This is a genomic window from Methylomonas sp. BG-2 (genome assembly GCF_057766305.1).
On record NZ_JBYMAP010000054.1, the window covers coordinates 1 to 21,487 of the forward strand.

Sequence of the window (21,487 nt, forward strand, 5' to 3'; positions counted from 1 at the left end):
CGCCGATACCGGGGTGCTGTACGTGTATGTCGGCAACTATCAAGGCCAGTTGAATTTTTTGGGCAAGTTGGATCGGCCGCTACCGGTCATAGCCGCTGAACGCGCCAAGGCGTGGGCCGCGGAGCATCCGGACGGTTATTTGGTTTCGCTGGAAAATCAGGCGCCGGGCAGCGAGTTTTGGGTGCAACGCCATCGGGAATATTGGCTGGTGGTGCGCCGAGCCGATCGGGCTGGCGAAATCAAGGCGCTTTAATGGACCGGCCAATCGCGGGTGCGGTTTGATATAATCGATTGTTTTAGTAAAGAAAGTGGTGTTATGGAGATTTCCGTGGTGGTCCCGGTTCACAACGAAGCCGACAATGTCGGGCCGTTGATCGAAGAAATACAGCAGGCGTTGGAAGGGCGATTTGCCTTCGAAATGGTTTTTGTCGATGACGGTAGTACCGACGACACCGGGGCGCGTTTGCGGGCGCTGATGGCGCGCTACCCCAGCCTGAGAGTGCTGAATCACCAACGCGGCTGCGGTCAAAGCCGGGCCGTGCACAGTGGGGTGGTTGCCGCGCGCCACGCCTGGATAGCCACGTTGGACGGCGATGGCCAGAACGATCCCGCCGATATTCCCCAGCTGGCGGCGGCACAACAGGTGGCTGACGACGAGCAGTTGTGGATGTTGGCCGGTTTTCGGCATCGACGTAACGATACCGGTTGGCGGCGATTCTCATCGAAGTTCGCCAACGCGGTTCGTCAAGCGATCTTGCACGACGAAACCCCGGACACCGGTTGCGGCCTGAAGTTATTTAGGCGCGATCGCTTTTTGGCTCTGCCGTATTTCGATCACATGCATCGGTTTTTGCCGGCTTTGATTAGGATGGCCGGCGGTCGGGTGATTTCGGTCAAGGTCAATCATCGCTCGCGTAGCCACGGCACATCGAAATACGGTACCTTGGATCGACTGTTGGCCGGCATCGTCGATTTGTTGGGCGTGGTGTGGTTAAAACGTCGTTATAGCCGGCCAATCGTCAGCGAGGTGGCGCGTGGATAACGATACCCTGTGGCTGATTGTCGGATTTCTGGGGCAAGGTTTATTTTCCGCGCGGTTTCTGGTGCAGTGGTTGGCCAGCGAACGGCAAAAGCGCAGCGTGATTCCAACCATGTTTTGGTACTTCAGCATCTTTGGCGGCGTGACCTTGTTGGTGTATTCGATCCATAAGCAGGATCCGGTCTTTATTTTGGGGCAGGGTATGGGCTTGCTGATTTATTTTCGCAACTTGTACTTTGTTTTGCGCCATCCGCGCTCCGGCGACGAAGTCGGTAAGGCGTAGATCGCGCGGTTGGCACGCGGCCGTTAATTCCGGCTTAAGTCGGCATCATTATCGTCGCCGCCTAAAATTCGATTTGCGAGGCGGATATGCGATTAGGATGGCTTTTATTGGGCTTGTGCGGAATGGCTTCGGTGCAAGCCGAGGTGTTCAAATGTCCGGGTAAGTCCGGCAAAACGGTTTACCAGCAAAAGCCTTGCGCGCAAGAAGGCGGCCGGCAACTCGACATCCATGCCGATCCGGCGCGGGAGGCGGAAGCCAAAGCCAAGTTGGAAGCCTTGCGTGAGGAAAATCAGGTCAGAAAGGCCGCTCGGCTCGAGGCCGAAAAGCAGCAAGCCGAACAGCAACGCCAGATAGAGGAAGTCGAGGCGATGAAGCGTAGCGCGCTCGCCCAGCAACAACAAGCGGATGCGCAACGGCGTCAGGCCGAGGCTTTGGAGCGGCGCAATTCCTACATCGGCGCGCCGGTGATTTACGCGCCGGTGGCGCCGATGCCCGGTATCCCCGGCTTGCCGGGTATCGGCGGTTCTCCGGGATATTCGGGTGACCAATCTCATCGGCATCATCAGGAACACGAACGGCGGTCCGGCGAAGTGCCGAATCAGCCGGCGATCGACAATCGCGACGGTCAATCCTCGGTCGATCAGAAGCGGCGGGGCAAGGCTGGTAGTCGTTAAGCGCCTGTCGTTTGCCCGGAGGGCGCTTGGGTATTTTACACGGGGCTACCTATTAGTTCGCTACGGAGGAACACGCCTATGCTTTGGTTGAAAGCACTGCATTTGATCTTTATGGTGACTTGGTTCGCGGGCTTGTTCTATCTGCCGCGCTTGTTCGTCTATCACGCGATGAGCGACGACGCGGTCAGTCATGAGCGTTTCAAGATCATGGAGCGTAAGCTGTACTTCGGCATCATGACGCCGGGCATGATCGCAACCTTCGGCTTCGGGATCTGGATGTTGGCCGATTATGCTTGGACTTTGTATTCCGGTAGCGGTTGGTTGCACCTCAAACTAGCGTTATTGGGGCTGCTGGTGGTCTATCATGCTTGGTGCGGCAAGTGGTTGTTGGATTTCAAGTATGACCGCAACCGCCATTCCCACGTTTATTTTCGGTGGGTCAACGAAATTCCGGTGTTGTTTTTGTTTGCGATCGTCTGGCTGGCCGTGCTCAAGCCGTTTTAAGCCCAGGCGGTTTCTGCGGTCTTGGTCAGCCGCTCCGATAAATCGTGCAGGCGCTCGGGCGTGCCGATGTCCATCCAATAGCCGCTATAGCGCTCTCCGCTGATGCGGCCCGCCTGGATGGCGTTGTTCAGTACCGGGCGCAATTTTAACGGTGCGATCGCAAGGCCCGCGAACAGGGCGGGATGATAAACGCCGATGCCGCTGTAGGTGAGTTTGCCGACGCCGACTTCGCATAGCCGGCCGCTGGTCGTGATCGCGAAATCGCCGGCGGGATGATGCGGTGGGTTGGGGATCATCACCAAATGGGCAAGATCGACATCGACCGCCCGCAATTTTTCCAACGGGAAGTCGCAAGCCACGTCGGCATTCAAGGTCAAGAACGGAGCCTCGCCCAGTAAGGGCAGCGCTTTGGCAATGCCGCCGGCGGTTTCCAGCGCGGTGTCGCCTTCGTCGGAATAGCGTATCCTCACCCCCCAGCGCTCGCCGTCGCCGCAGTAGCCGACGATTTGTTCGCCAAGATGGGCAACGTTGATCACGATTTCGTTAAACCCGGCCGAGGCGAGTTGTTCTATCGTATATTCGATCAACGGCTTGCCGTTGGCTCTCAGCAGTGGTTTCGGAGTGTGGTCGGTCAATGGCCGCATGCGTTCGCCGCGGCCGGCCGCCAGGATCATGGCTTTCATAAGGTTTCGGCGTAACGCGGCAGGACATGTTGTTGCAGGAAATCCCCGATTTTCGCCAACTCGGTATAACGACCGCAAACCCCTTCCACATAGGCCAATGTGCGGGGAATATCTTGCAAGTAACCGGATTTGCCGTCGCGAAGGTGGAGGCGGGCGAAGATGCCGATGGCCTTCAGGTGGCGCTGCATCCCCATCAGATCAAACCAGCGCCGGAATTGTTCGAAGTCGGCGTCGGTCAGGTTTAGCGTCAGCGCTTTACGATAATAAAGATCGACCCAGGCATAAACCCGTTCTTCCGGCCAAGCGATATAGCAATCGCGTAACAGTGAAACCAGATCGTAGGTCACGGGGCCGATCACCGCGTCTTGGAAGTCGATGACGCCGGGCGACGCTTGGGCCAGCAGCATCAGGTTACGCGAGTGGTAGTCGCGGTGCACGCACACCCGAGGTTGCTCGAGCGCGGAATCGATCAACAGGCTGTGCATCGCGTCGGCCAGATCGCTGGGCATGGTCAGATTCAGTCGGCCGGCCAGGAACCATTCGTGGAAAATCCCCAGCTCCCGGCGCAGCAGTGCGGCGTCGTACATCGGTAGCTCGCAAGTGGCGCGGTCGAGGCGGGTTTGCAGCGCCAGCAAGCCGTCGATGGCATCGCCGTAAAGCCTGTCGGCGTTGTCCGGAGTCAGTGCGTCGAGATAGCTGGTGCTGCCGAAGTCTTCCAGCAGCAAAAAGCCGCGTTGGCGGTTTTGGCGAAAAATTTTAGGTACGTGGATGTCGGCGCCGGCGAACAACTCGGCTACCTTGACGAAGGGCTCGGTGTTCTCTTTGTCCGGCGGGGCATCCATGACAATTTGGCTGCCCAGGCCATGGCTGATCCTGAAATAGCGCCGGAAACTGGCGTCGCTGGACGCAGGCGCGATGCCGCGAACGTCCATCGCCAAGTCGTTGACTAGCCAGGCATTGAGTTCCGCGAGTCTTGAGTCTGAACTGGAAAAATACATTAGTTACTTATTGCCGTGCAACCTAAGGTAAAATGACGAGCATGCATTTTATTCGATTTTCGTTCCGCTAAGCCACTTAGCCGCTCAAGCCACTTCATGAATTTTCGGGTTCACTCCATTTCGTTGGCATTGTCCTTGTACACCACCAGTGCGGTTTCCGCGGCGAGTAACGGCGCCTGGAATTGCGAGCAGTCACAGAGCGGCGAATGGACTTGTTTGAACCAAACCCCAGCCGCCGGCACGCCGCCTCAACCTCAGGTAATCAAAACCCAGCCCGCGCCGCCGGCACAAACAGCCAAGCCAGCGCAGCCCGAGGTCAAGCCCGAGGTCAAGCCCGAGGTTACGCCGATTCGGCAAGCCGAGCCCAAGCCGGCGGAGCCCGAGTCGGCGCCGCCCCCGACCCCGCAAGTCGCTCAACCCGCGCCGGTGGCCGTGCCCGAGCGGGAAAAAGTTAAAGTGGTCGAAAAAGCGGTCAGCGAGGCCCAAAAACTCCGGGTTAAGGTCAACGAGCCGCAAAAACCGGCCGCCGAGCCCGCGCAACCGAAAAGCCAGACCGCATCTTCTGGGTCGGTGCCCGGTTGGACCTGCAAGACCGGCGATGATAAAAGCGGCTGGAATTGCAATCTGGTCGGCGCCGACCCAAAAGGCGAGGCACGGCCGGTCAGCGAAGTCGAGACCGAGCTTGCCGCGACCTATTGGCTGACGCCAACTTTTTCCTATCAGCAAGAACGTTCCTTCCAGACCTTGCGCGGCGAGTTCGACCGCGATCCCTGGCAGAACTGCTCGACTTGGGGCAGCAAGAAACGCAAAATCAAAGCGACCTCCAAAGAGGCGCGCGACGCGGCAACCACCGACGTGACCGCCGATTTTTCCGAAGTGTACGACGGCGAGGTTCTCAATTTTGCCGGCAACGTTGACTTGACCCGGGCCGATCAGCACTTGATCGCGGATAAGGCCAGCTACGATACCGTCGCGGAAACCCTGGACGCTCAAGGCAACGTCTTGTATAGCGAGGATCAATTGGCGATGTTCAGCGACACCGCGTCGCTGAGCCTGGGTAAGGATGAGGCGCGCTTGCGCAAGGCCCTGTTTGTGGTTCCCGAGGCGCCGTTTCGGGGTAGCGCCGATGTGGTGTACCGCGATAGTAAAAGTTTGTCGCGTTACAACGAAGCGGCCTTTACCAGTTGTTCACCGGGCAATCAGGATTGGATCATGCACGCGTCGCGGGTCAAAATCAATCGGGAGTCCGGGCAAGGCTCGGCCAAAAATGCCTGGCTGGAGTTCAAAGGCGTACCGGTGCTGTACACCCCCTACATCTCGTTTCCGACCGACAGTCGGCGTCTGTCGGGCCTGCTGGCGCCGACCTGGGGCAGCACCCAACGGAACGGCTTCGACGCCTCCGTACCGTTTTATTGGAATATCGCCCCCAATTTCGACGACATTATCACCTTGCGCTACATGAGCAAGCGCGGCGAGCAGATTCGCAACAAGTTCCGGTATTTGACCGAGACCTCGCAAGGGACATTCGCCGCTGAGCTTTTGCCTTACGACGAGATTGCCGATAAATCCCGGTATTCCGGATCCTGGCAGGATCAAAGCGTGTTTGCCCCGAACCTGCGGACCTCGGTCAACTTGAACTATGTATCGGACAAAACCTATTTCAACGACTTGAACAATGCGCTGGGCTTTCAAGACACGCGGTTTTTGTCGAGTAACGCTTACGTGAACTACGGAATCTCCGACGTTTCGCTGCAGGCCGGCGTTCAACACTATCAATCGGTGGATAAGACCGTGACCGACGCCGGCATGCCTTACGATATGCTGCCGAGAGTCAATTTAAATTACGCGCATCAGTTTGAAAATCTCCCGGTCAACTTGGCGTTGGACAACCAGTTTGTCTATTTCAGCCACGATACCTTGGTGAATGCGCAGCGCTACAATATTGCGCCTTCGGTGAGCATGCCGCTGGAGAGCGGCGCCGGGTTCTTGATACCCAAGCTGACCGGCCAATATACGCAGTACCAGTTAAACAACATTACCAATCCGGCTCAACCTTCCAGCGTCAGTCGGTTTTTGCCGATCTTTTCGGTGGATACCGGTTTGATGTTCGATAAGGAAATGACGCTGGCGGGAACGCCCTACACCCATACGCTGGAACCGCGGCTGTTTTATCTGTATATCCCGCGTAAAGATCAGAGCAATATACCGATATTCGATACTAATCTATTCGATACCAACTTTTACAGCTTGTTCAGGGAAAACCGTTTCAGCGGTGCCGACCGCGTGCAAGACGCGAATCAGATTACGCTTGCGGCTACTTCGCGGTTTATCGATTCGACCACCGGTTTGGAGCCTCTGAAACTGAATCTGGGACAAATTATCTATTTCCAAGACAGAAACGTCGATTTGGATTATCTGAATAGCAACACGGCGGCGCTGACCAGTAACACCTCGAATTTTATCGGCGAACTCAGCGGTCAAATGAACCGCAACTGGTCTTATTCGACCGGTGCGCAGTGGGACCCAGAAACCAACGGGATTGCGCGCGGGCAGGCGGTGTTGAAGTTTAGAAACCAACCCAATCAAATCTTGAACTTGGGCTACCGGTATCGGCGTAATCCATTGGACAGTTTGCAGACGATTTCGCAAACCGACGTGTCGTTCCGTCTTCCGCTGTTCGGCGAATGGTACGGTCTGGGTCGTTGGCAGTACTCGTTGAATTTCGACAAAACCACCGAAAGTTTCATCGGTATCGAAAAGGAAAACTGCTGCTGGCGTTTTCGGATTATCGGTCGCCGTTATATCAACGCCGCCAATAACATCACGGTGCTGAACGATCCGAGTACCAAACCGGAGACCGCATTCTTCGTGCAACTGGAATTGAAAGGTCTGAGCAGTTTCGGCGACAGCGTCGATACTTTCTTGAATACCAACTTGAACGGCTATCGTAAAGCCAGTTTCTTCGAGTAAATTGCCTATGATCAAACAGGGATTTTGGATGCTGGCCTTGCTGACTTACATGACGGTCGGTTGGACGCAGGTGTTGGACCGGATCGTTGCGGTGGTCGAGGACGACGTCATCCTGGAACGTGAATTGAACCGGGAAGTCGAGGCTATTACCGCCAAGTTGTCCAGCAACAACGTGACGATGCCGCCTGAGTTCGTGCTGCGCAAGCAAGTCTTGGAAAGAATGATCGTCGATAAATTGCAGCGGCAGCTGGCGGCGCGCTCCGGCGTGCAGATCAGCGACGAAATGCTTCGGTCGTCGGTCGCCGACATTGCCTCGCGGAACGGCTTGTCGGTCGAAGCTTTTCGCGACGAGCTGACGCGGCAGGGCATGGATTACAAGAGTTTCGAAGACAATCTGCGTAACGAAATCGTCATCAACCAGTTGCGCGGCCGGGAAATCGGCAGCCGGGTCAAGGTCACCGACGCCGAAGTCGCGCATTACCTGGAAACCCAGGGCAAGGCCGGTCAAACCTCTTCCCAATACCATTTAGGACATATTCTGGTGGCGGTATCGGAGGGCGCCTCGGCCGGCGCGATCCAGAAAGCCAAGGACAAGGCCGACCAAATCGTGGCGGAGTTACGCGGCGGCAAGGATTTCAAGCAAACCGCCGTTGGCGTGTCCGACGACAATAACGCGCTGAAAGGCGGCGATTTGGGGTGGCGCAGCCTTGGGCAGATTCCGTCCTTGTTCGCCGATGTGGTGCCGACCATGGGGCAAGGCGACGTTTCCGAGCCGATTCGCAGCCCCAGCGGATTTCACATTATCAAAATGCTGGAAACCGAAGGTGGTGCCCAGCACATCGTGACCAAGACCAAGGTCAGGCATATTCTGATCAAGACTAACGAACTGGTCGACGACGCCGAGGCCCAAAAGCGATTGCTGGCTTTGAAGGAGCGCATCAACGACGGTGACGATTTTGCCGCGCTGGCGCGCGCGCATTCCGACGATAAAGGCTCCGCGATCAATGGCGGTTCCTTGGATTGGGTGAGCCCGGGCGCGTTGGTGCCGCCGTTCGAGGAAGCCATGAGCAAACTGGGCATCAACGAAATCAGCGCGCCGGTGCAAACCCAGTTCGGCTGGCACATGATCCAGGTACTTGGTCGCGAAAATCAGGACAACAGCGAGCAATTCAAGAAGGACAAAATCCGCGAGGAAATTCGCAAACGTAAAATCGAGGAAGAGACCGAGTTGTGGTTGCGGCGTTTGCGCGACGAAGCCTACGTTGAAATCGACTCCGACCGTCTGTAACGAGAGCAACGATGTCGGCTGAAAAACGCAGGGAAGAAAAACTGAAACGGCGTTTGCAGCGTATCGCCAAGGATCAGGATTTGACCAAGCAACGCGAGTTCGTGCAAGCCGCGATGGCCGAACTAGGGTTGGATGCTTTGACTTGCGCGGCGGCGTTGACTTATCTGAGTCACCCCCAGCTATTCGGCGGGCCTGTCGCCGCCGCGGCGCCCGTACTGGCAAAATCGGCGGTAGCCGAAACGCCCGCTTCGAAGGTACCCTGGCTGGATTACAAGATGGTGCGTTACCGACTGGACGTGGGTTTACAGCATCAGATCGCGCGTGAGCAGATTCAAGAGGTATTGGTGCAGGAGTCCGGCGTCGATAAGCGCCGTATCGGTCGCATTGATATTCGCCAGCACTATACCTTGGTGGAGTTGCCGGACGGTATGCCGACCGATATTTTTCAACTGTTGACCGAAGCCACGATAGGCCCTCACAAATTGAACATCCGCCGGGTCCGGCCCAACAAGTTTCGCCAAGCGCGAGGCAAGTCCGCGGCCGAATCGGCCGGTGAATCCCTGGCTTGCCAATCGGCGGACTAGCCGCCGATTTCAGCGACACGACCCTGTGTCGCCGCGACGCCTTCCCTGGCGCCGACAAGCTTACATCGTCAGCCGAACGCCTATCCAGGCCGCGCGTGGCGCGCCGACGCCAACAAACCGCGCGTTCACGTCGTTATAGCTGGAATTGACGCCATCCAATACTTCGCCGGTATTGCCCCAGGTGCCGAAGTTGGCGTATTCACGGTCGAACAGATTGTTCACCCGGCCGAACAGCGTCACGTGTTGGTTGAAGCGGTATTCGCTACGCAAATTGAACACGACGAAGGCCGGCAATTTGGCGGTCAAATTGGCTTCGTCGCCGCGCAGTGCCTGGGAGCTGTTGTAATTCATGTCAAAGCCCAGGGTCCATTGCGGCAGAATGTCCACGTCGTTGCTGACTTTGAATTGATGAGCCGGTATGCCGGGAATCCGGTCGCCGACATCGACGCGGATATTGCCGTCGCCGTCGGCGGCCGGATTGTTCGGGCTGCTGGACAGGAACGGCGTCTGGAAAGTGGCGTCGATATAGCTGTAGTTCGCCGACCAGCGCCAGCGTTCGTAAAACTTGCCGGACAGACCCAATTCCGCGCCTTGGCGTTGCGTCTGGCCGACGTTGGCGAAATAGCCGGTGTTGCCGATCACGCTACCCGAACTTTGAAAAATGATGTCGTTGTTGTTGATCGTATGGAAAAAGCCGGCATTCCAATCGACGTAACCGTCCAATAAGTGGCTCAAACGGCCGCGAAACCCGGTTTCCCAGGTATTGGCGACCACTTGTTTCAACGGTGGATCCGAGACGAAAGCGTTGGGCAATTTGCACGGCGCGGTCGGATCGGCACAGCTTAATTCCATTGGCGTCGGAATTCGCGAGGATTCGCTGTAGTTGCCGTAGAAGGTCAGTTCCGGCATGAACGCATAAGTCAGGCCGGCGGCCGGGTTGAAGCGATCGTAGGAATGACTGCCGTTCAGCTCGTCGCCGAAGTGGTCGCGCAGTTTGACGTGTGACTGGTTGTAGCGGCCGGATACCGTGACATCGAGGTGGTCGGTCAGGTTATAGGTGTCGGTCAAAAACAGCCCGTAATGATCGGTTTCGGCGGTGAGCCTGACGTGCGAATCCTGCAACAGCACGCCGCCGGCCGCGACGCCGCGATCGCCGGTCAGCGCGCCCAATTCGGTGTCGGCGTGGTAACGGGAGTGGCCGTGGTCGAAGCTGGCGCCGCCGACCAGATGGTTGTCGCGGCCGAAAATCTTGTGGTCGAAGGCGTCTTGCAATGCAAAGCCGAACGATTGTTGCAAGGTGCTGGAAGTGTTGATCGTACCGCCCTCGAACGCTTCATCGGCATCGATACCGCCGCCGCCCAAAGCCAGTAATTCTTCGTCTTCTTCGTCGCATAGTTCGGTTGGGTCGCCGGAGCAGGGGCCGAACTCGCTGCCGTCACCGTTGTAGGTGCTGATTTTATTGCGCCGGTAGTACAGTGTGCCGGACAGCTGGTTGTGGTCGTTCAGCCAGGTATCGCCGTCCAGAGAAACCAGCAGCATCCGGTTGCGGGTGATGTCCGGGTGGGTGAACACTTGGTCGCGACCGTAAGCCAGCATTTGCTGGGGCAGGGCACCGTTGCCGCGCAGCGTGTTGTCGGTGCCGGCGATGCTTAAATCCAGACTGGATTTGACGCCGCGCCAACTCAGCGTGCCGAAGCCTTGCTTGGCCTCGCTGGGTGAGTGGGCGCGCCAGCCCTTCTCGTTGAAATATTTAAAGTCCAGGAAATAGCCCCAGGTACCGTCGTTCCAGCCGCTGGTGACTTCCTCGGAATGCCGGTCCCAGGAGCCGCCTTGCGCTTCGAAGCTGTGGCCGGGCGCCGAAAATCCGGTCTTGGTGTTGATGTTGATGGAACCGCCCAGCGCATTCAAGCCGAAGGCCGGATTGGACGCGGGTTGCAGGCTCATGTTGTCGATCGCGCCGCTGGGGATCAAATCCCAGTTGACCATGTCGCCGAAGGGTTCGTTAAAGCGAATACCGTTCACGTAAGTGGCCAAGCCTTGCGGCAGGCCCATCAGCGGCGACGCGCTGAAGCCCCGGTATTGAATGTCCGGTTGCAGTGGATTGTTTTGGGCGTCGTTGACGTTGACGCTGCCCAGGTAGCGGTTCATGTAGTCCGCCAGCGACAAGGCCTGAGATTCTTGGAGTTTCTCGGCATTCGCGGTTTGAACGTGGGCGGGAATTTTGTTGATATCGACGCCGCCAAATTGCAGCGGCGTCACGGCGACGACTTCGACACTGTCCAATTTGGTGGGGGCTACTTCCTCGGCTATTGCTTTTGCCAAGGGCAACATACCGAAGCAGGGTAGTATGCCGAGCACTAGTTTTTTCATGATCGCCTCAAATTATCGTTAGCCGACCGATGATAATCAACAGAATGTTGGAGGGACGATCCGGGCCTAAAAAAGGAAAAAGTCCCGGTAAAGGGGTATGGCGACCGACCGCCGATTCGTCGAGCCATTCGACGCCCGGCAAGGTAAAATGGTCGGTTTAAGGAAGAGGGCGGATTCAGCCGCGTTTGGCGGCGGTCGGGTTCGAGTCCCTCGAGCACGACACTCAAATGTTTCCGCTCGCGAAGTTGCCGACGTGCCGGTTCGCGATTCGGACAATGCCGAATCGAGCGCGGTCCTTAAATTCCGCCCAGGTTATCTTTCCCCCTACGCAATCACACATTATGACCATCCAATACATCGATACTCCGCAACAACTTCAGACTCTGTGCGAGCAGATTGGCCGCCACGATTGGATCGCGCTGGATACCGAGTTTTTGCGGGAGAAAACCTATTACCCCAAGTTCTGCCTGCTGCAAATTGCCACGCCGGATTGGGTGGCCTGTATCGATCCGCTGGCGATCGCCGACCTGAGTCCGTTGTTCGACGCGATTTACAATCCGGCCATCGTCAAGGTCCTGCACTCCTGTCGCCAGGACTTGGAGATTTTCTATCAACTGAGCGGCAAAATTCCGATGCCGGTGTTCGATACTCAAATCGCCGCGCCGTTGCTAGGGTTTCAGGAAAATCCCGGTTACGCGATGTTGGTATCCAGTTTTCTCAACGTCAATTTGAGTAAGGCCCATACCCGTACCGATTGGTCGGTGCGGCCATTGAGCCCGGAGCAGATCGAATACGCCGCCGACGATGTGATTTACCTATGCAAGATCTACACCTTGATGTGCGAGCAATTGGATAAACTCGGCCGCTTGGATTGGTTGAAGGCCGATTTCGCGTTGTTGAATAATCCGGAGCTGTATCAGTTGTCGCCGGAAAACGCTTGGTTGCGGATACGCGGCAAGAATAAATTGACCGGCAAACAACTGTCCATCATGCAAGCCCTGACCGAATGGCGCGAACGTACTGCCCAACAGGAGAATAAACCTCGCAACTGGTTGTTGGCCGACGACATGCTGTTGGAGTTGGCCAAGTTGCAACCGGTAACGGTCGCCGACTTGGCGAAAGTGCGCAATATCGGCGAACGTACCGTCAACCGCTACGGCAAAACCCTGTGTGAACTGATCGACGCCGCCCGCCAAAGGCCGCCCAAACCGCTGGTCGAAAAAGGCAAGCCTCAGAAGAAAACCCAGCAAACCGAAGCCATCCTGGACGTGCTGGGCGCGGTCGTCCGGATTCGGGCCGAGGAAAACTCGCTGAACCCGATTATTTTGGCGACCCGCAACGATCTGGAGCTGTTGTTGGCCGGCGACGACGATTGTTTGCTGCTGCAGGGATGGCGCTACAACATGGCCGGCCGGGAATTGCAAGGCTTGCTGCGCGGCGATTTCAGCTTGCGTTTGAGTGACGACGCGGTGGAGATTCGTCCGGTGTCCGCTTAGTCTTCGCGGTCGCGGCCGAGACCGAAGCGTTGGGCGAACAATTCCGCCGGCAACGGCGGTGAAAACCAGTAGCCCTGGCCGTAATCGCAACCTATCGATTTCAGCAAGTCGCGCTGGCGTTCGGTTTCGACGCCCTCGGCGATCACTTTCAGGCCCAGTTTGTGGGCCATCACGATAATCGCTTCGCATAGCGCGAAATCGCTGGAGTCCTCGGTCAGGTTGCGGACGAACGACTGATCGATTTTTAGATAATCGATGTCGAATTTTTTCAAATACGACAGCGACGAGTAGCCGGTGCCGAAGTCGTCGATCGCGACTTGCATGCCGGCGTCCCGGAACGCCATCAAGTGGTCCTGAACGCTGATATTGGCGTCCAACAGCAAGCCTTCGGTGATTTCGACGACGATGCTTTGGCCGGACAGGCCGAGGCCGCGCAAATAATCGAACCAATGGCTGGGAGCTTGGCCGGCGCTTTGAAACTGTACCGGCGACTTGTTAATGCTGATCTGAAACTCGCCGTGCAACAGGCATTGCCATTCCAATACCTGCCGGGCCGCCGTTTCGAATACCCAGTCGCCAATCTTGTTGATTAAGCCGGTTTCTTCGGCCAATGGAATGAATTCAGTCGGGCTGATGGTGCCGCGAGTCGGATGTCGCCAACGCAGCAAAGCCTCGGATTTATGAACTTCGCCGCTGACCAAATCCACGATGGGTTGGTAGTGCAGCGATAATTGCCGCTCGCTCAACGCATTGCGCAGGTCGGCCAGCAGTACCGCGCGCGCCTGTAGCGCATCCTGCAACGCCTTGGTAAAAAAGCTGTAGGCGTTGCGGCCCCGATTTTTGGCGGCGTACATCGCCTGGTCCGCGTTCTTCAGCAGCTCGCTGAGATCGCTGCTATCGGTCGGATAGAAAGTGATGCCTATGCTGGCCGAGACGTAGGCGGTTTCCTCGGCCAGTTGGAACGGCGCGCTCAATTGCTCCAGCAAATGGCGGGCGATCGGTTCGGCGCTACGGGGTTCGTCGAGTTCGCCCAAAATGATGGTGAATTCGTCGCCGCCCAACCTCGCCACGGTGTCCGATTCTCGCACGCAAAGCTGTAGCCGTTGCGCGGTTTCCTTGAGCAATTGGTCGCCGATGTCATGGCCCAACGTGTCGTTCACTTCCTTGAAACGGTCCAGATCGATAAACATCAGTGCGAAGATCTGGCCCATTCGGTGGGCTTTTTTGATTTCCTGTTCCAAACGGTCGCGAAACATCCGGCGATTCGGCAAGCCCGTCAGCGGATCGAAATTGGCTTGCCGCCAGATTTGCTCTTCCGACTGTTTGCGTTGCGTAATGTCGGAAAACAAGGCCACCCGCCGTTGCGGTTGGCCGGCAGCGTCGTAAATCGTGTTGATCGTTAATTCTTCCACGTAAATACTGCCATCCTTACGCCGATTCTTGATTTCGCCATGCCAAGTGCCGGTCGCTTCCAACGCGTGCCACAACGCCACATAAAACCCGGCATCGTGTTGATCCGACTTTAATATCCGCGGATTTCGTCCGACGACTTCGTCGGTTGCGTAACCGGTCATCGCGTTGAAGGCTGGGTTGACGCTGAGAATATTGTTGTCGGCATCAGTGACGACCATCGCCTCGCTGCTGTTCTGATAGACCAGCGCGGCCAGCCGCAAATTCTCCTCGGTCTTGCGGCGCTCGCTGACATCGCGGGCAAAGCCCACGGTTCCCAGCAATTCGCCGCTCTGATCGATGACCGGGGCTTTATAGGTTTCGTACCACTTGCGAAGGCCGCGGTCGATGATCTCTTCCTCGACGACCAGATTGGCGCGGGTCGCCATGACGGTGCGGTCGTCGGCGCGGTAGTGTGCGGCGAGCTCAGGTGGTGCGATATCGAGATCGGATTTCCCGACCAGCTCGTCCGGCGTGCCGGCGCCGAAGATGGCGGAGAATTCCTGATTGACCGCCAAAAACCGACTGTCACGGTCTTTCAGCCAGATTGCGTGGGGAATGTTGTCGAGCAAGGCGCGTTGATAATATTCTTTTTGCCGTAACGCCCTTTCCGCCCGAAGCGTTGCGGTCACATCGCGGAATTGCCAGATGCGGCCAAGGTAAACGCCGGTTTTGTCGCGGATCGGCGCGGTGTGGAATTCCAGTATCGTGTCGTCGAGCAATTCCACTTCGTCGCGGGCGACGGCATCGGGATGAGCCTCAACCAATGCGATGCTCCGGGTCATTTGGTCCGGATTTTTCATCTGTTGCCGCGCCATGTCCAGCTGCGCGGCGATGCAGTCCTGGTTCGCCACCTCCGGCGGCAGGCGCCACATCTCGGCAATCCGACGGTTTTGCTGCACCTTGCGGCCTTCGGCGTCGACGGCGACGATGCCGTCCGGCGTCGATTCCAACACGGCTTCCAGAAAAGCGGTGCGCCATTGCAACTGCTTTTCGAGTCCGCGTACTTCGGTCACGTCGGTGTAACTCCAGACCCGGCCGATAATTCGGTCGCCGATGCGTTGCGGCCGAGAATATCGTTCCAGCAGCCGGCCGTCGAGCAGTTCCAACAGGTTTTCGACTTCCCACTCGGGATGTTCTTGCAATTCGTTGAACTTCGCGAGAGTCAGTTCCGGCTCCTTCAGTTGCTTCAGGATGAATTCCAGCAAGACCTGACCGTGGTCGCCCTCGCGTATCATGCCGGGCGGAATTTGCCACAGCGCCTGAAAACGCTGGTTAAAGCCGCGAATATAGCCGTCCAGGCTGACCACCACGATGCCGGCCGTGGTCGCTTCCAACGTGGCTTGCAGCATCGATAGCGACTCGGCCAGTTGTTGTTGATCCTGCTTGCTTTGGGTAACGTCCTCGTACAACCCCAGTACGCCGATGGTGGCGCCGTCGCCATTGATCAGCGGCATTTTTGATGTGCGCAGCCAGATGGTATCGCCGCTCGGCGTGGTTTGCGGTTCTTCGAAATTCAGCTTCGGCAGGCCGGAAGACATGACCGCCAAATCGTCGTTTTGGTATAACTCCGCTTGGTCGCGCCAAGCCATTTGGGTGTCGTCCTTGCCGATCATCTCCGAGGCGCGCCGCTGGCCGGCGTCGTTGGCGAACAGCGTATTGCAGCCCAGATAGCGCGAGTTTCGGTCTTTCCAGAAGACTCTGACCGGTAAGGTTTCCAGTATCGTTTGCAGCAGCAGATTGGATTCGGTCAGCGCTTTTTCGTAGCGCATCCGGTCGGTGATATCGAAGTAGGTGACAAGATAACCGCCTCGCGGGGAGTCGCTAAGCGCGGTGGTATTGGCAAGGACCGTGCGGGTAGCGCCGTCGCGGCAACGAATATCGACTTTTTTCGGCGCGATATTTTGCTGGTTTTGGCTGTCGCGCAGATGATGCCGCCAAATGGCGAGGATTGAATCCCGGTAATTCGGGTCGGGGTAGGCTAATCGCCACCAGTCGTCACGACAGCGAATATCCTGTTTGGTATAACCAAACGTCGAGGTAAAGGCTGGGTTGAAAAACTCGACATTGCCGTCACTGTCGTACAGGATGTGCGGTACGGCTGAGGCGTCGACGATATGGCGCAGCCGCAGTTCGCTGTCGAGCAATTCGCGGGCGATGCGCCGGCTACTGTGCAAGGTCAGCGCCAAGGCCATGCCGCAGGTGGACAACGCGGCCATGAACAGCCAGAAATTGAACAGATCGCTTTGCTCGAAATCGTGTGAGAATTTTCCGACATGCTGCGCTGCCCCGAGCAAGGCTTGTACGGCGGTGGCGACCATCACCAATACGACCCCGTGCCGCCCAAATCGCATGGCACCCCAAAGCACGCAGAAAAACGGCCAATAGGTGTGAGGCGCGAATTTCAAACGGTCGGTAAACCAGTCGAAAAATAGAATTTGGCCGATCAGGAAGGTGAGGCCGACGAAAGCCACGGTTTCCGGCCAGCGATTGTTTTGAAACCAACGGCTTGGCCAACGCCGCCAGATCAACAAGGCCGGAGTGGCGAAGACGATGCCAAATACATCGGCCATCCACCAGTGCAGCATGGATTCGGTCAACGCTTCAGGGGGCACGTAACCGGTCGCCGAAAGAGCGGCGGGGCCGATCGCCGCGCTGATTGCGGAACAAACCACGCCAACCAGCACCAGCGTCAATAAGTGTTTGGGTTCGGATAGGCTGGCCGAAAAGTGGCGGCTGTTGCCGAGCAAACGCGCCGCGGTTAGCGTTTCCAAGGTATTGCCGGTCGCGATCAATCCCGAAAGCCACGGCGAATCGTTGACCATCAAACCGGCTGCCAGCGCGCCCAGGAAGATGCCGGGCCAAAAACGCAGGCCTTTCAACAGCAATGCCGCCAGTCCCAAGCCGCCGGAAAACCAGACTAGCGTGACGTTGCCACTTGTCGAAAAGTAGCTCAAAGCGATTTTGCCGATGGCCCCGTAAAGCAGGGCCAAGCTAAGAATACCCGGCAAATCTCGCCGGCGGTAGAGCGGAGTAGCCATCAAATCAGGTAATAAAGAAGCGGTAACTGTCGAAAATGAAGCTCGCAAGTCTGTTGCCGGTTTTAATGCCTGGGCCGGGTCACGGTAAACCGGTTCGGGCCTAATGCCGTCGTTTCCCCCGCGCCAAAGCGCGATGCGGGGGAAAACTCAGAGGCCGATCAGCCCGGCGGCGTGCAAACCCAGATAGGTTTTATAGCCGGCGACCGCCGCCAGTATCAGGAAAAACGTACCGCTGAGCTTGTGAAGCAAGCCCAGCGGCATTTTTTGCAGCACGGTGCGCCCGGCGACGACCCCCAGCAACGAGGTCAAGCCCAGCGCCGCCGTCGAGCCCAGCCAAACCGCCGCCGCCGGCGCGCTACTGCTGAAGCCAACTACCGCCAACTGGGTCTTGTCACCGAATTCCGCCACGGTAATCAGCAAAAATGTGGTCAGAAAAATGCCGTGACCGCTTTTTTCGACGATGGCTTCGTCATCGTCCTGGTTGTCGTGGTTGAACACCGCATGCAAGCCGAAACCGGCGAACAACAGCGCGACGCCGGCCGACACCAGGTATTCCGGCAGCCAGTTAGCGATGGCGACGCCAAACACCACCGCCAGCGTATTCAGCAGCGCGAACGCGGCCAAAGCCCCCCACCAGACCGGAGCGGCCCGGTGGCGCGAAGCCAGTGTCATGCACACCAGTTGGCTTTTGTCGCCGATTTCGGCGGCGGCGATCAAGGCCAGGCTGGTGCCGGCCGCGGCCGAAAAGCCGGCTGGGTCGGCGGGCATCAAACGGTTGATAAGTTCGATCAGATGTTCCATCGGCTCGGCGCGCTCAGCTCAGGATTTTGTCCAGCATCATCATGATGATGAAGCCGATCATCAACGAAAACGTGGCGATGCGCGAGCGGCCCTTGGCATGCGTTTCCGGAATGATTTCCTCGCTGATCACGAACAACATCGCCCCCGCCGCAAAGCCCATGGCAATCGGCAGTATTGACGAAAACACCGTCACCATCGTAATGCCCAACAGGCCGCCGACCGGTTCGACCAAGCCGGTCGCGGTGGCGATGCCGACCGCTTTCCATTTGTTGTAGCCCAAGCCGACCAGCGGCAACGCGACGGCCAGACCCTCCGGCAGGTTTTGCAGCGCAATAGCGATAGCCAGGACCAAACCGTTATTCAGATTGCCCGAGCCGAAACTGACGCCCACCGACATGCCTTCCGGAAAGTTGTGGATCGTGATGGCGATGATAAACAGCGAAATTTTTTGCAGCGAGTTCAAACTATCGTCGCTGACCGCATCGAAATGCAGGTGGGGCAGACGCTCGTCGGCAAAATGCAAAAACACCGCGCCCAGCAACATGCCGGCCGCGACGATCCACAAGCCCTTGCCCGGCCAGATCTGATCGCCGAAATCGATGCCTGGTACCAGCAGCGAGAAGGCGGTGGCGGCCAGCATCACCCCGGCGGCGGCGCCGAGCATGCTGTTGAACAGGCGCTCGGAAATGTCCTTGAAAAACAGCGCCGGCAAAGCACCGACGCCGGTCGCCAGCCCCGCCAGAATGCTGGCCATGAAGCCGATCACCACCACGCCGTCGAATATCAGGTACAGGCTGCCGAACACCGCGACTTGCGATAGTAAAAACACACCGGCCAGAACGCCCCAGCGCTGCAGCGTGGGTAGCGTCATGATTTTCAGATATTGTGGATGGGCTTGGAGGCGGAGGTAGTATTCCTCGAGCTTGGCTTGTATGTTTTGCATTTTTTATTATCCGAAGGTGAGGTGTGTAAAGCCGCGATTATACTGAATTAACCGCCGCCGCCGATGTTCGTTGCGCCAGTTGCCGGCGGGCAGTTCGCGGATTTGTCTAGCCACGGGCAAATATGCCGGGGAAGCCGGCGCGATTTCGGTATCATGCGCGCAGCGCGGGGTCGGCGCACTCAACGCACATCGCCGCGAATGCCGACCGCAACCGCCTTTTTTCACGGGAGTTACGATGAGCAAACACAATTTCAGCAAAGGATTTTTTCTAGCTTCAGTGGTCGCGGCTGTCGGCTGCAATGCGCCGCAGCCCTACACCGGGCAAACGTTCGCGCAAACCCCGGTGCGGCCGCTGGTGCCGGCCGCCGGAAACCTGGGCGCCGAGACGGACTTAGTAGGCCTGCTGGTCGGCCAACTGGGGGTTTCCCAGCAACAAGCGCTGGGCGGAGTGGGTTCGATATTTTCGCTGGCGCGACAGCGCTTGAATCCGGGTGATTTTTCGTTGCTTAGCGCCAATGTGCCGGATATGGACCGTTATCTGGGCGCGGTTTCGAGCCAGCCTAGGCTCGGCAATGACGGCGGGTCGTCGCTACTAGGCATGGCCGGCGGCTTGCTGGGTTTGGCCGGGTCGTTCCAGAACCTGGGCATGAACAGCAGCATGATCGGCCAATTCGTACCGGTGGTGTTGCAATACGTGCAAAATCAAGGCGGCGCGACAGCGATGGCCTTGTTGGAGCAAGCCTTGTACCGCTAGTTTCGTAGGGACGGGCCGCCGCTAGGTTTAGCACTTTCCGCTGGCTTAATAACGCGGGGCCGGCGGCGAACAAGCCCGCGACTTGGCTTGGCAGCGGTGTGGTCATCTAACGATTGGGTGGTCGGGTTGAGCCGATGCCGGGAACCGGCTACCGATTTCGTAGCCCAAGCCGTTACAATGTGTCCTTTTGATTGCTGGGTTGAACCATGACTGTCGCACTACCTATCCATGATTACGCCTTGTTGGACGACGCCGAGTGCGCCGAACGTATCGCCGCCGCCAAAGCTCAGTTAAACGGTCGCTGCATCGTGCTGGGCCATCATTATCAGCGTGACGAAGTGTTCCAGCATGCCGACATCTATGGCGACTCGCTGAAACTGTCGCGCGAGGCGGCTCAGTCAGGAGCCGAATTCATCGTATTTTGCGGCGTGCATTTCATGGCCGAGGTCGCCGACATCCTGTCCCGGCCGGAGCAGATCGCGATTTTGCCGGACATGGCCGCCGGCTGCTCGATGGCCGACATGGCCAACAAGCTTAAGGTTCAGCAATGTTGGGACGAATTGGCCAAGATCATCGACGTTGAAAATTCGGTGACGCCGGTCACCTACATCAATTCCGCCGCCGACTTGAAAGCCTTTTGCGGCCAGCACGGCGGTATCGTTTGTACCTCGTCCAACGCCCAAAAAATCCTGAATTGGAGCTTCGAGCGCCGCGAAAAAGTTTTGTTTTTCCCCGACCAGCACCTGGGCCGCAACACCGGTTACCGAATGGGCATCCCGCTGGAGCAGATGGTCACCTGGGATTTCAACCAACCGCAAGGCGGCCTGAGCGAGCAGCAAATCCGCGACGCCAAAATGATTTTGTGGAAGGGTTACTGTTCGGTGCATCAGGCCTTTCAACCCGAGCAAATCGACAACTTCAAGGCCAAATATCCGGAGACCATCGTCATTTCCCACCCGGAAGCTTGCTTCGAAGTGTGCGAAAAATCGGATTACATCGGTTCCACCGAGATGATTCTGAAGATTGTCCGCGAAGCCGAGCCCAATACCCGCTGGCTGGTCGCCACCGAATTGAATCTGGTCAACCGGCTGGCTCAGGAATGCAAGGCCGACGGCAAAAGCGTGCATTTCATGGCGCCGACCTTGAGCATGTGCTCGACCATGTTCCGTACCGATCCGCAGCATTTGTGCTGGGTGTTGGAAAATCTGGCCGCCGGCCATGTCGTCAACCGGGTGTCGGTCCCGGCGGAACAGGCCGCGCTGGCTAAATTGGCGCTGGAAAACATGCTGACGGCGTCTTGAAGACAATCCCCGCCCGCCGTCGCAACACATCGCCGGCAAATTTCAGGCCCGCTCGCGCGGTCGGACAACCGGGAAGGCCCGCTGAGGCGGGCCTTCGTGAAGTTGCGGGATCGAGACCTCGATCAATAGGTATTGATTAACAAGCCCAATCTGAAGTCGGCGCCGGTGTCGCGATTGGCGTAACGTTTGATTTTGATGGTGTAGGTGCCGGAAACCGTCGGCGTGAAATTGACGGTTTCGTAGGCATTGTCCCAGGACCACGAACCACCGACGTAAGCGCCGGTTGGGCCGTAGACCGACAAGTCCAAA

General features: G+C 57.6%; 17 protein-coding genes and 1 pseudogene. 11 read left to right on the top strand and 7 right to left on the bottom strand.

The window, feature by feature from the left end; genetic code table 11:
* The 5 genes and pseudogenes from AC3B8H_RS07250 to hemJ all read left to right on the top strand — a co-directional run.
* Positions 1-253, top strand: a pseudogene (locus tag AC3B8H_RS07250) (ArnT family glycosyltransferase); the annotation flags it as partial.
* A 63-nt stretch (positions 254-316) separates the two neighbouring features.
* Positions 317-1,042, top strand: coding sequence for a glycosyltransferase family 2 protein (locus tag AC3B8H_RS07255; RefSeq protein ID WP_488440934.1), 726 nt, complete (start codon positions 317-319; stop codon positions 1,040-1,042).
* A complete protein-coding gene (locus AC3B8H_RS07260) occupies positions 1,035-1,322 on the top strand; it encodes a lipid-A-disaccharide synthase N-terminal domain-containing protein (RefSeq protein WP_488440935.1) in 288 nt (95 codons plus the stop codon). The genes AC3B8H_RS07255 and AC3B8H_RS07260 overlap by 8 nt, the downstream gene beginning before the upstream one ends.
* Positions 1,323-1,408: 86 nt before the next feature.
* Positions 1,409-1,996 (top strand): DUF4124 domain-containing protein, encoded by a 588-nt coding sequence (locus AC3B8H_RS07265; protein WP_488440936.1) that lies wholly within the window; start codon positions 1,409-1,411, stop codon positions 1,994-1,996.
* Between the two features lie 78 nt (positions 1,997-2,074).
* Complete coding sequence (gene hemJ, locus AC3B8H_RS07270; RefSeq protein WP_488440937.1) at positions 2,075-2,500, top strand: protoporphyrinogen oxidase HemJ; 426 nt, start codon at positions 2,075-2,077, stop codon at positions 2,498-2,500.
* Here the strand turns inward: hemJ and murU are convergent.
* Together murU and AC3B8H_RS07280 are read right to left on the bottom strand one after the other, a co-directional pair.
* Complete coding sequence (gene murU / locus AC3B8H_RS07275; RefSeq protein ID WP_488440938.1) at positions 2,497-3,183, bottom strand: N-acetylmuramate alpha-1-phosphate uridylyltransferase MurU; 687 nt, start codon at positions 3,181-3,183, stop codon at positions 2,497-2,499. The two genes, hemJ and murU, sit on opposite strands and share 4 nt — an antisense overlap.
* Positions 3,180-4,181: an aminoglycoside phosphotransferase family protein gene (locus tag AC3B8H_RS07280; protein WP_488440939.1), complete on the bottom strand. Its 1,002-nt coding sequence runs from the start codon at positions 4,179-4,181 to the stop codon at positions 3,180-3,182. Before AC3B8H_RS07280 ends, murU begins: the two co-directional genes overlap by 4 nt.
* A gap of 96 nt (positions 4,182-4,277) precedes the next feature.
* On the opposite strand from AC3B8H_RS07280, the gene AC3B8H_RS07285 reads away from it, so the two are divergent.
* From AC3B8H_RS07285 to AC3B8H_RS07295, 3 genes are read left to right on the top strand one after another with little or no spacing between them, the layout of a single operon-like run.
* Positions 4,278-7,151, top strand: coding sequence for an LPS-assembly protein LptD (locus AC3B8H_RS07285; RefSeq protein ID WP_488440940.1), 2,874 nt, complete (start codon positions 4,278-4,280; stop codon positions 7,149-7,151).
* Between the two features lie 7 nt (positions 7,152-7,158).
* Positions 7,159-8,439: a peptidylprolyl isomerase gene (locus AC3B8H_RS07290; RefSeq protein WP_488440941.1), complete on the top strand. Its 1,281-nt coding sequence runs from the start codon at positions 7,159-7,161 to the stop codon at positions 8,437-8,439.
* 11 nt (positions 8,440-8,450) lie between these two features.
* Positions 8,451-9,023: a DbpA RNA binding domain-containing protein gene (locus AC3B8H_RS07295; protein ID WP_488440942.1), complete on the top strand. Its 573-nt coding sequence runs from the start codon at positions 8,451-8,453 to the stop codon at positions 9,021-9,023.
* 60 nt (positions 9,024-9,083) lie between these two features.
* Here the strand turns inward: AC3B8H_RS07295 and AC3B8H_RS07300 are convergent, their stop codons facing one another.
* A complete protein-coding gene (locus tag AC3B8H_RS07300) occupies positions 9,084-11,393 on the bottom strand; it encodes a TonB-dependent receptor (protein ID WP_488440943.1) in 2,310 nt (769 codons plus the stop codon).
* Between the two features lie 341 nt (positions 11,394-11,734).
* Here AC3B8H_RS07300 and rnd point away from each other — a divergent pair, with 341 nt between their 5' ends.
* Positions 11,735-12,889, top strand: a complete 1,155-nt coding sequence (rnd, locus tag AC3B8H_RS07305) for a ribonuclease D (protein ID WP_488440944.1) — start codon at positions 11,735-11,737, stop codon at positions 12,887-12,889.
* Here the strand turns inward: rnd and AC3B8H_RS07310 are convergent.
* The 3 genes from AC3B8H_RS07310 to AC3B8H_RS07320 all read right to left on the bottom strand — a co-directional run bounded on the left by AC3B8H_RS07310 (position 12,886) and on the right by AC3B8H_RS07320 (position 19,123).
* Complete coding sequence (locus AC3B8H_RS07310; protein ID WP_488440945.1) at positions 12,886-17,379, bottom strand: bifunctional diguanylate cyclase/phosphodiesterase; 4,494 nt, start codon at positions 17,377-17,379, stop codon at positions 12,886-12,888. The two genes, rnd and AC3B8H_RS07310, sit on opposite strands and share 4 nt — an antisense overlap.
* Positions 17,380-17,526: 147 nt before the next feature.
* Positions 17,527-18,180, bottom strand: coding sequence for a TMEM165/GDT1 family protein (locus AC3B8H_RS07315; RefSeq protein WP_488440946.1), 654 nt, complete (start codon positions 18,178-18,180; stop codon positions 17,527-17,529).
* A gap of 13 nt (positions 18,181-18,193) precedes the next feature.
* Positions 18,194-19,123: a ZIP family metal transporter gene (locus AC3B8H_RS07320; protein WP_488440947.1), complete on the bottom strand. Its 930-nt coding sequence runs from the start codon at positions 19,121-19,123 to the stop codon at positions 18,194-18,196.
* Positions 19,124-19,358: 235 nt separating this feature from the next.
* On the opposite strand from AC3B8H_RS07320, the gene AC3B8H_RS07325 reads away from it, so the two are divergent.
* A complete protein-coding gene (locus AC3B8H_RS07325) occupies positions 19,359-19,877 on the top strand; it encodes a DUF2780 domain-containing protein (RefSeq protein WP_488440948.1) in 519 nt (172 codons plus the stop codon).
* A 206-nt stretch (positions 19,878-20,083) separates the two neighbouring features.
* The gene (gene nadA, locus AC3B8H_RS07330; protein ID WP_488440949.1) at positions 20,084-21,178 is read left to right on the top strand and encodes a quinolinate synthase NadA; all 1,095 of its coding nucleotides are present in this window, start codon (positions 20,084-20,086) and stop codon (positions 21,176-21,178) included.
* A 122-nt stretch (positions 21,179-21,300) separates the two neighbouring features.
* On the opposite strand, the gene AC3B8H_RS07335 is transcribed toward nadA, so the two are convergent.
* On the bottom strand, positions 21,301-21,487 hold a 187-nt coding region (locus tag AC3B8H_RS07335; RefSeq protein ID WP_488440950.1), incomplete at its 5' end, for a hypothetical protein.

Coding starts and splice junctions, on each gene's coding strand:
- AC3B8H_RS07280 (WP_488440939.1), bottom strand. CDS start 4,181: ATGTATTTTTCCAGTTCAGACTCAAGACTCGCGGAACTCAATGCCTGG.
- AC3B8H_RS07295 (WP_488440942.1), top strand. CDS start 8,451: ATGTCGGCTGAAAAACGCAGGGAAGAAAAACTGAAACGGCGTTTGCAG.
- AC3B8H_RS07255 (WP_488440934.1), top strand. CDS start 317: ATGGAGATTTCCGTGGTGGTCCCGGTTCACAACGAAGCCGACAATGTC.
- AC3B8H_RS07320 (WP_488440947.1), bottom strand. CDS start 19,123: ATGCAAAACATACAAGCCAAGCTCGAGGAATACTACCTCCGCCTCCAA.
- hemJ (WP_488440937.1), top strand. CDS start 2,075: ATGCTTTGGTTGAAAGCACTGCATTTGATCTTTATGGTGACTTGGTTC.
- AC3B8H_RS07290 (WP_488440941.1), top strand. CDS start 7,159: ATGATCAAACAGGGATTTTGGATGCTGGCCTTGCTGACTTACATGACG.
- nadA (WP_488440949.1), top strand. CDS start 20,084: ATGACTGTCGCACTACCTATCCATGATTACGCCTTGTTGGACGACGCC.
- murU (WP_488440938.1), bottom strand. CDS start 3,183: ATGAAAGCCATGATCCTGGCGGCCGGCCGCGGCGAACGCATGCGGCCA.
- rnd (WP_488440944.1), top strand. CDS start 11,735: ATGACCATCCAATACATCGATACTCCGCAACAACTTCAGACTCTGTGC.
- AC3B8H_RS07310 (WP_488440945.1), bottom strand. CDS start 17,379: ATGGCTACTCCGCTCTACCGCCGGCGAGATTTGCCGGGTATTCTTAGC.
- AC3B8H_RS07300 (WP_488440943.1), bottom strand. CDS start 11,393: ATGAAAAAACTAGTGCTCGGCATACTACCCTGCTTCGGTATGTTGCCC.
- AC3B8H_RS07315 (WP_488440946.1), bottom strand. CDS start 18,180: ATGGAACATCTGATCGAACTTATCAACCGTTTGATGCCCGCCGACCCA.
- AC3B8H_RS07325 (WP_488440948.1), top strand. CDS start 19,359: ATGAGCAAACACAATTTCAGCAAAGGATTTTTTCTAGCTTCAGTGGTC.
- AC3B8H_RS07285 (WP_488440940.1), top strand. CDS start 4,278: ATGAATTTTCGGGTTCACTCCATTTCGTTGGCATTGTCCTTGTACACC.
- AC3B8H_RS07265 (WP_488440936.1), top strand. CDS start 1,409: ATGCGATTAGGATGGCTTTTATTGGGCTTGTGCGGAATGGCTTCGGTG.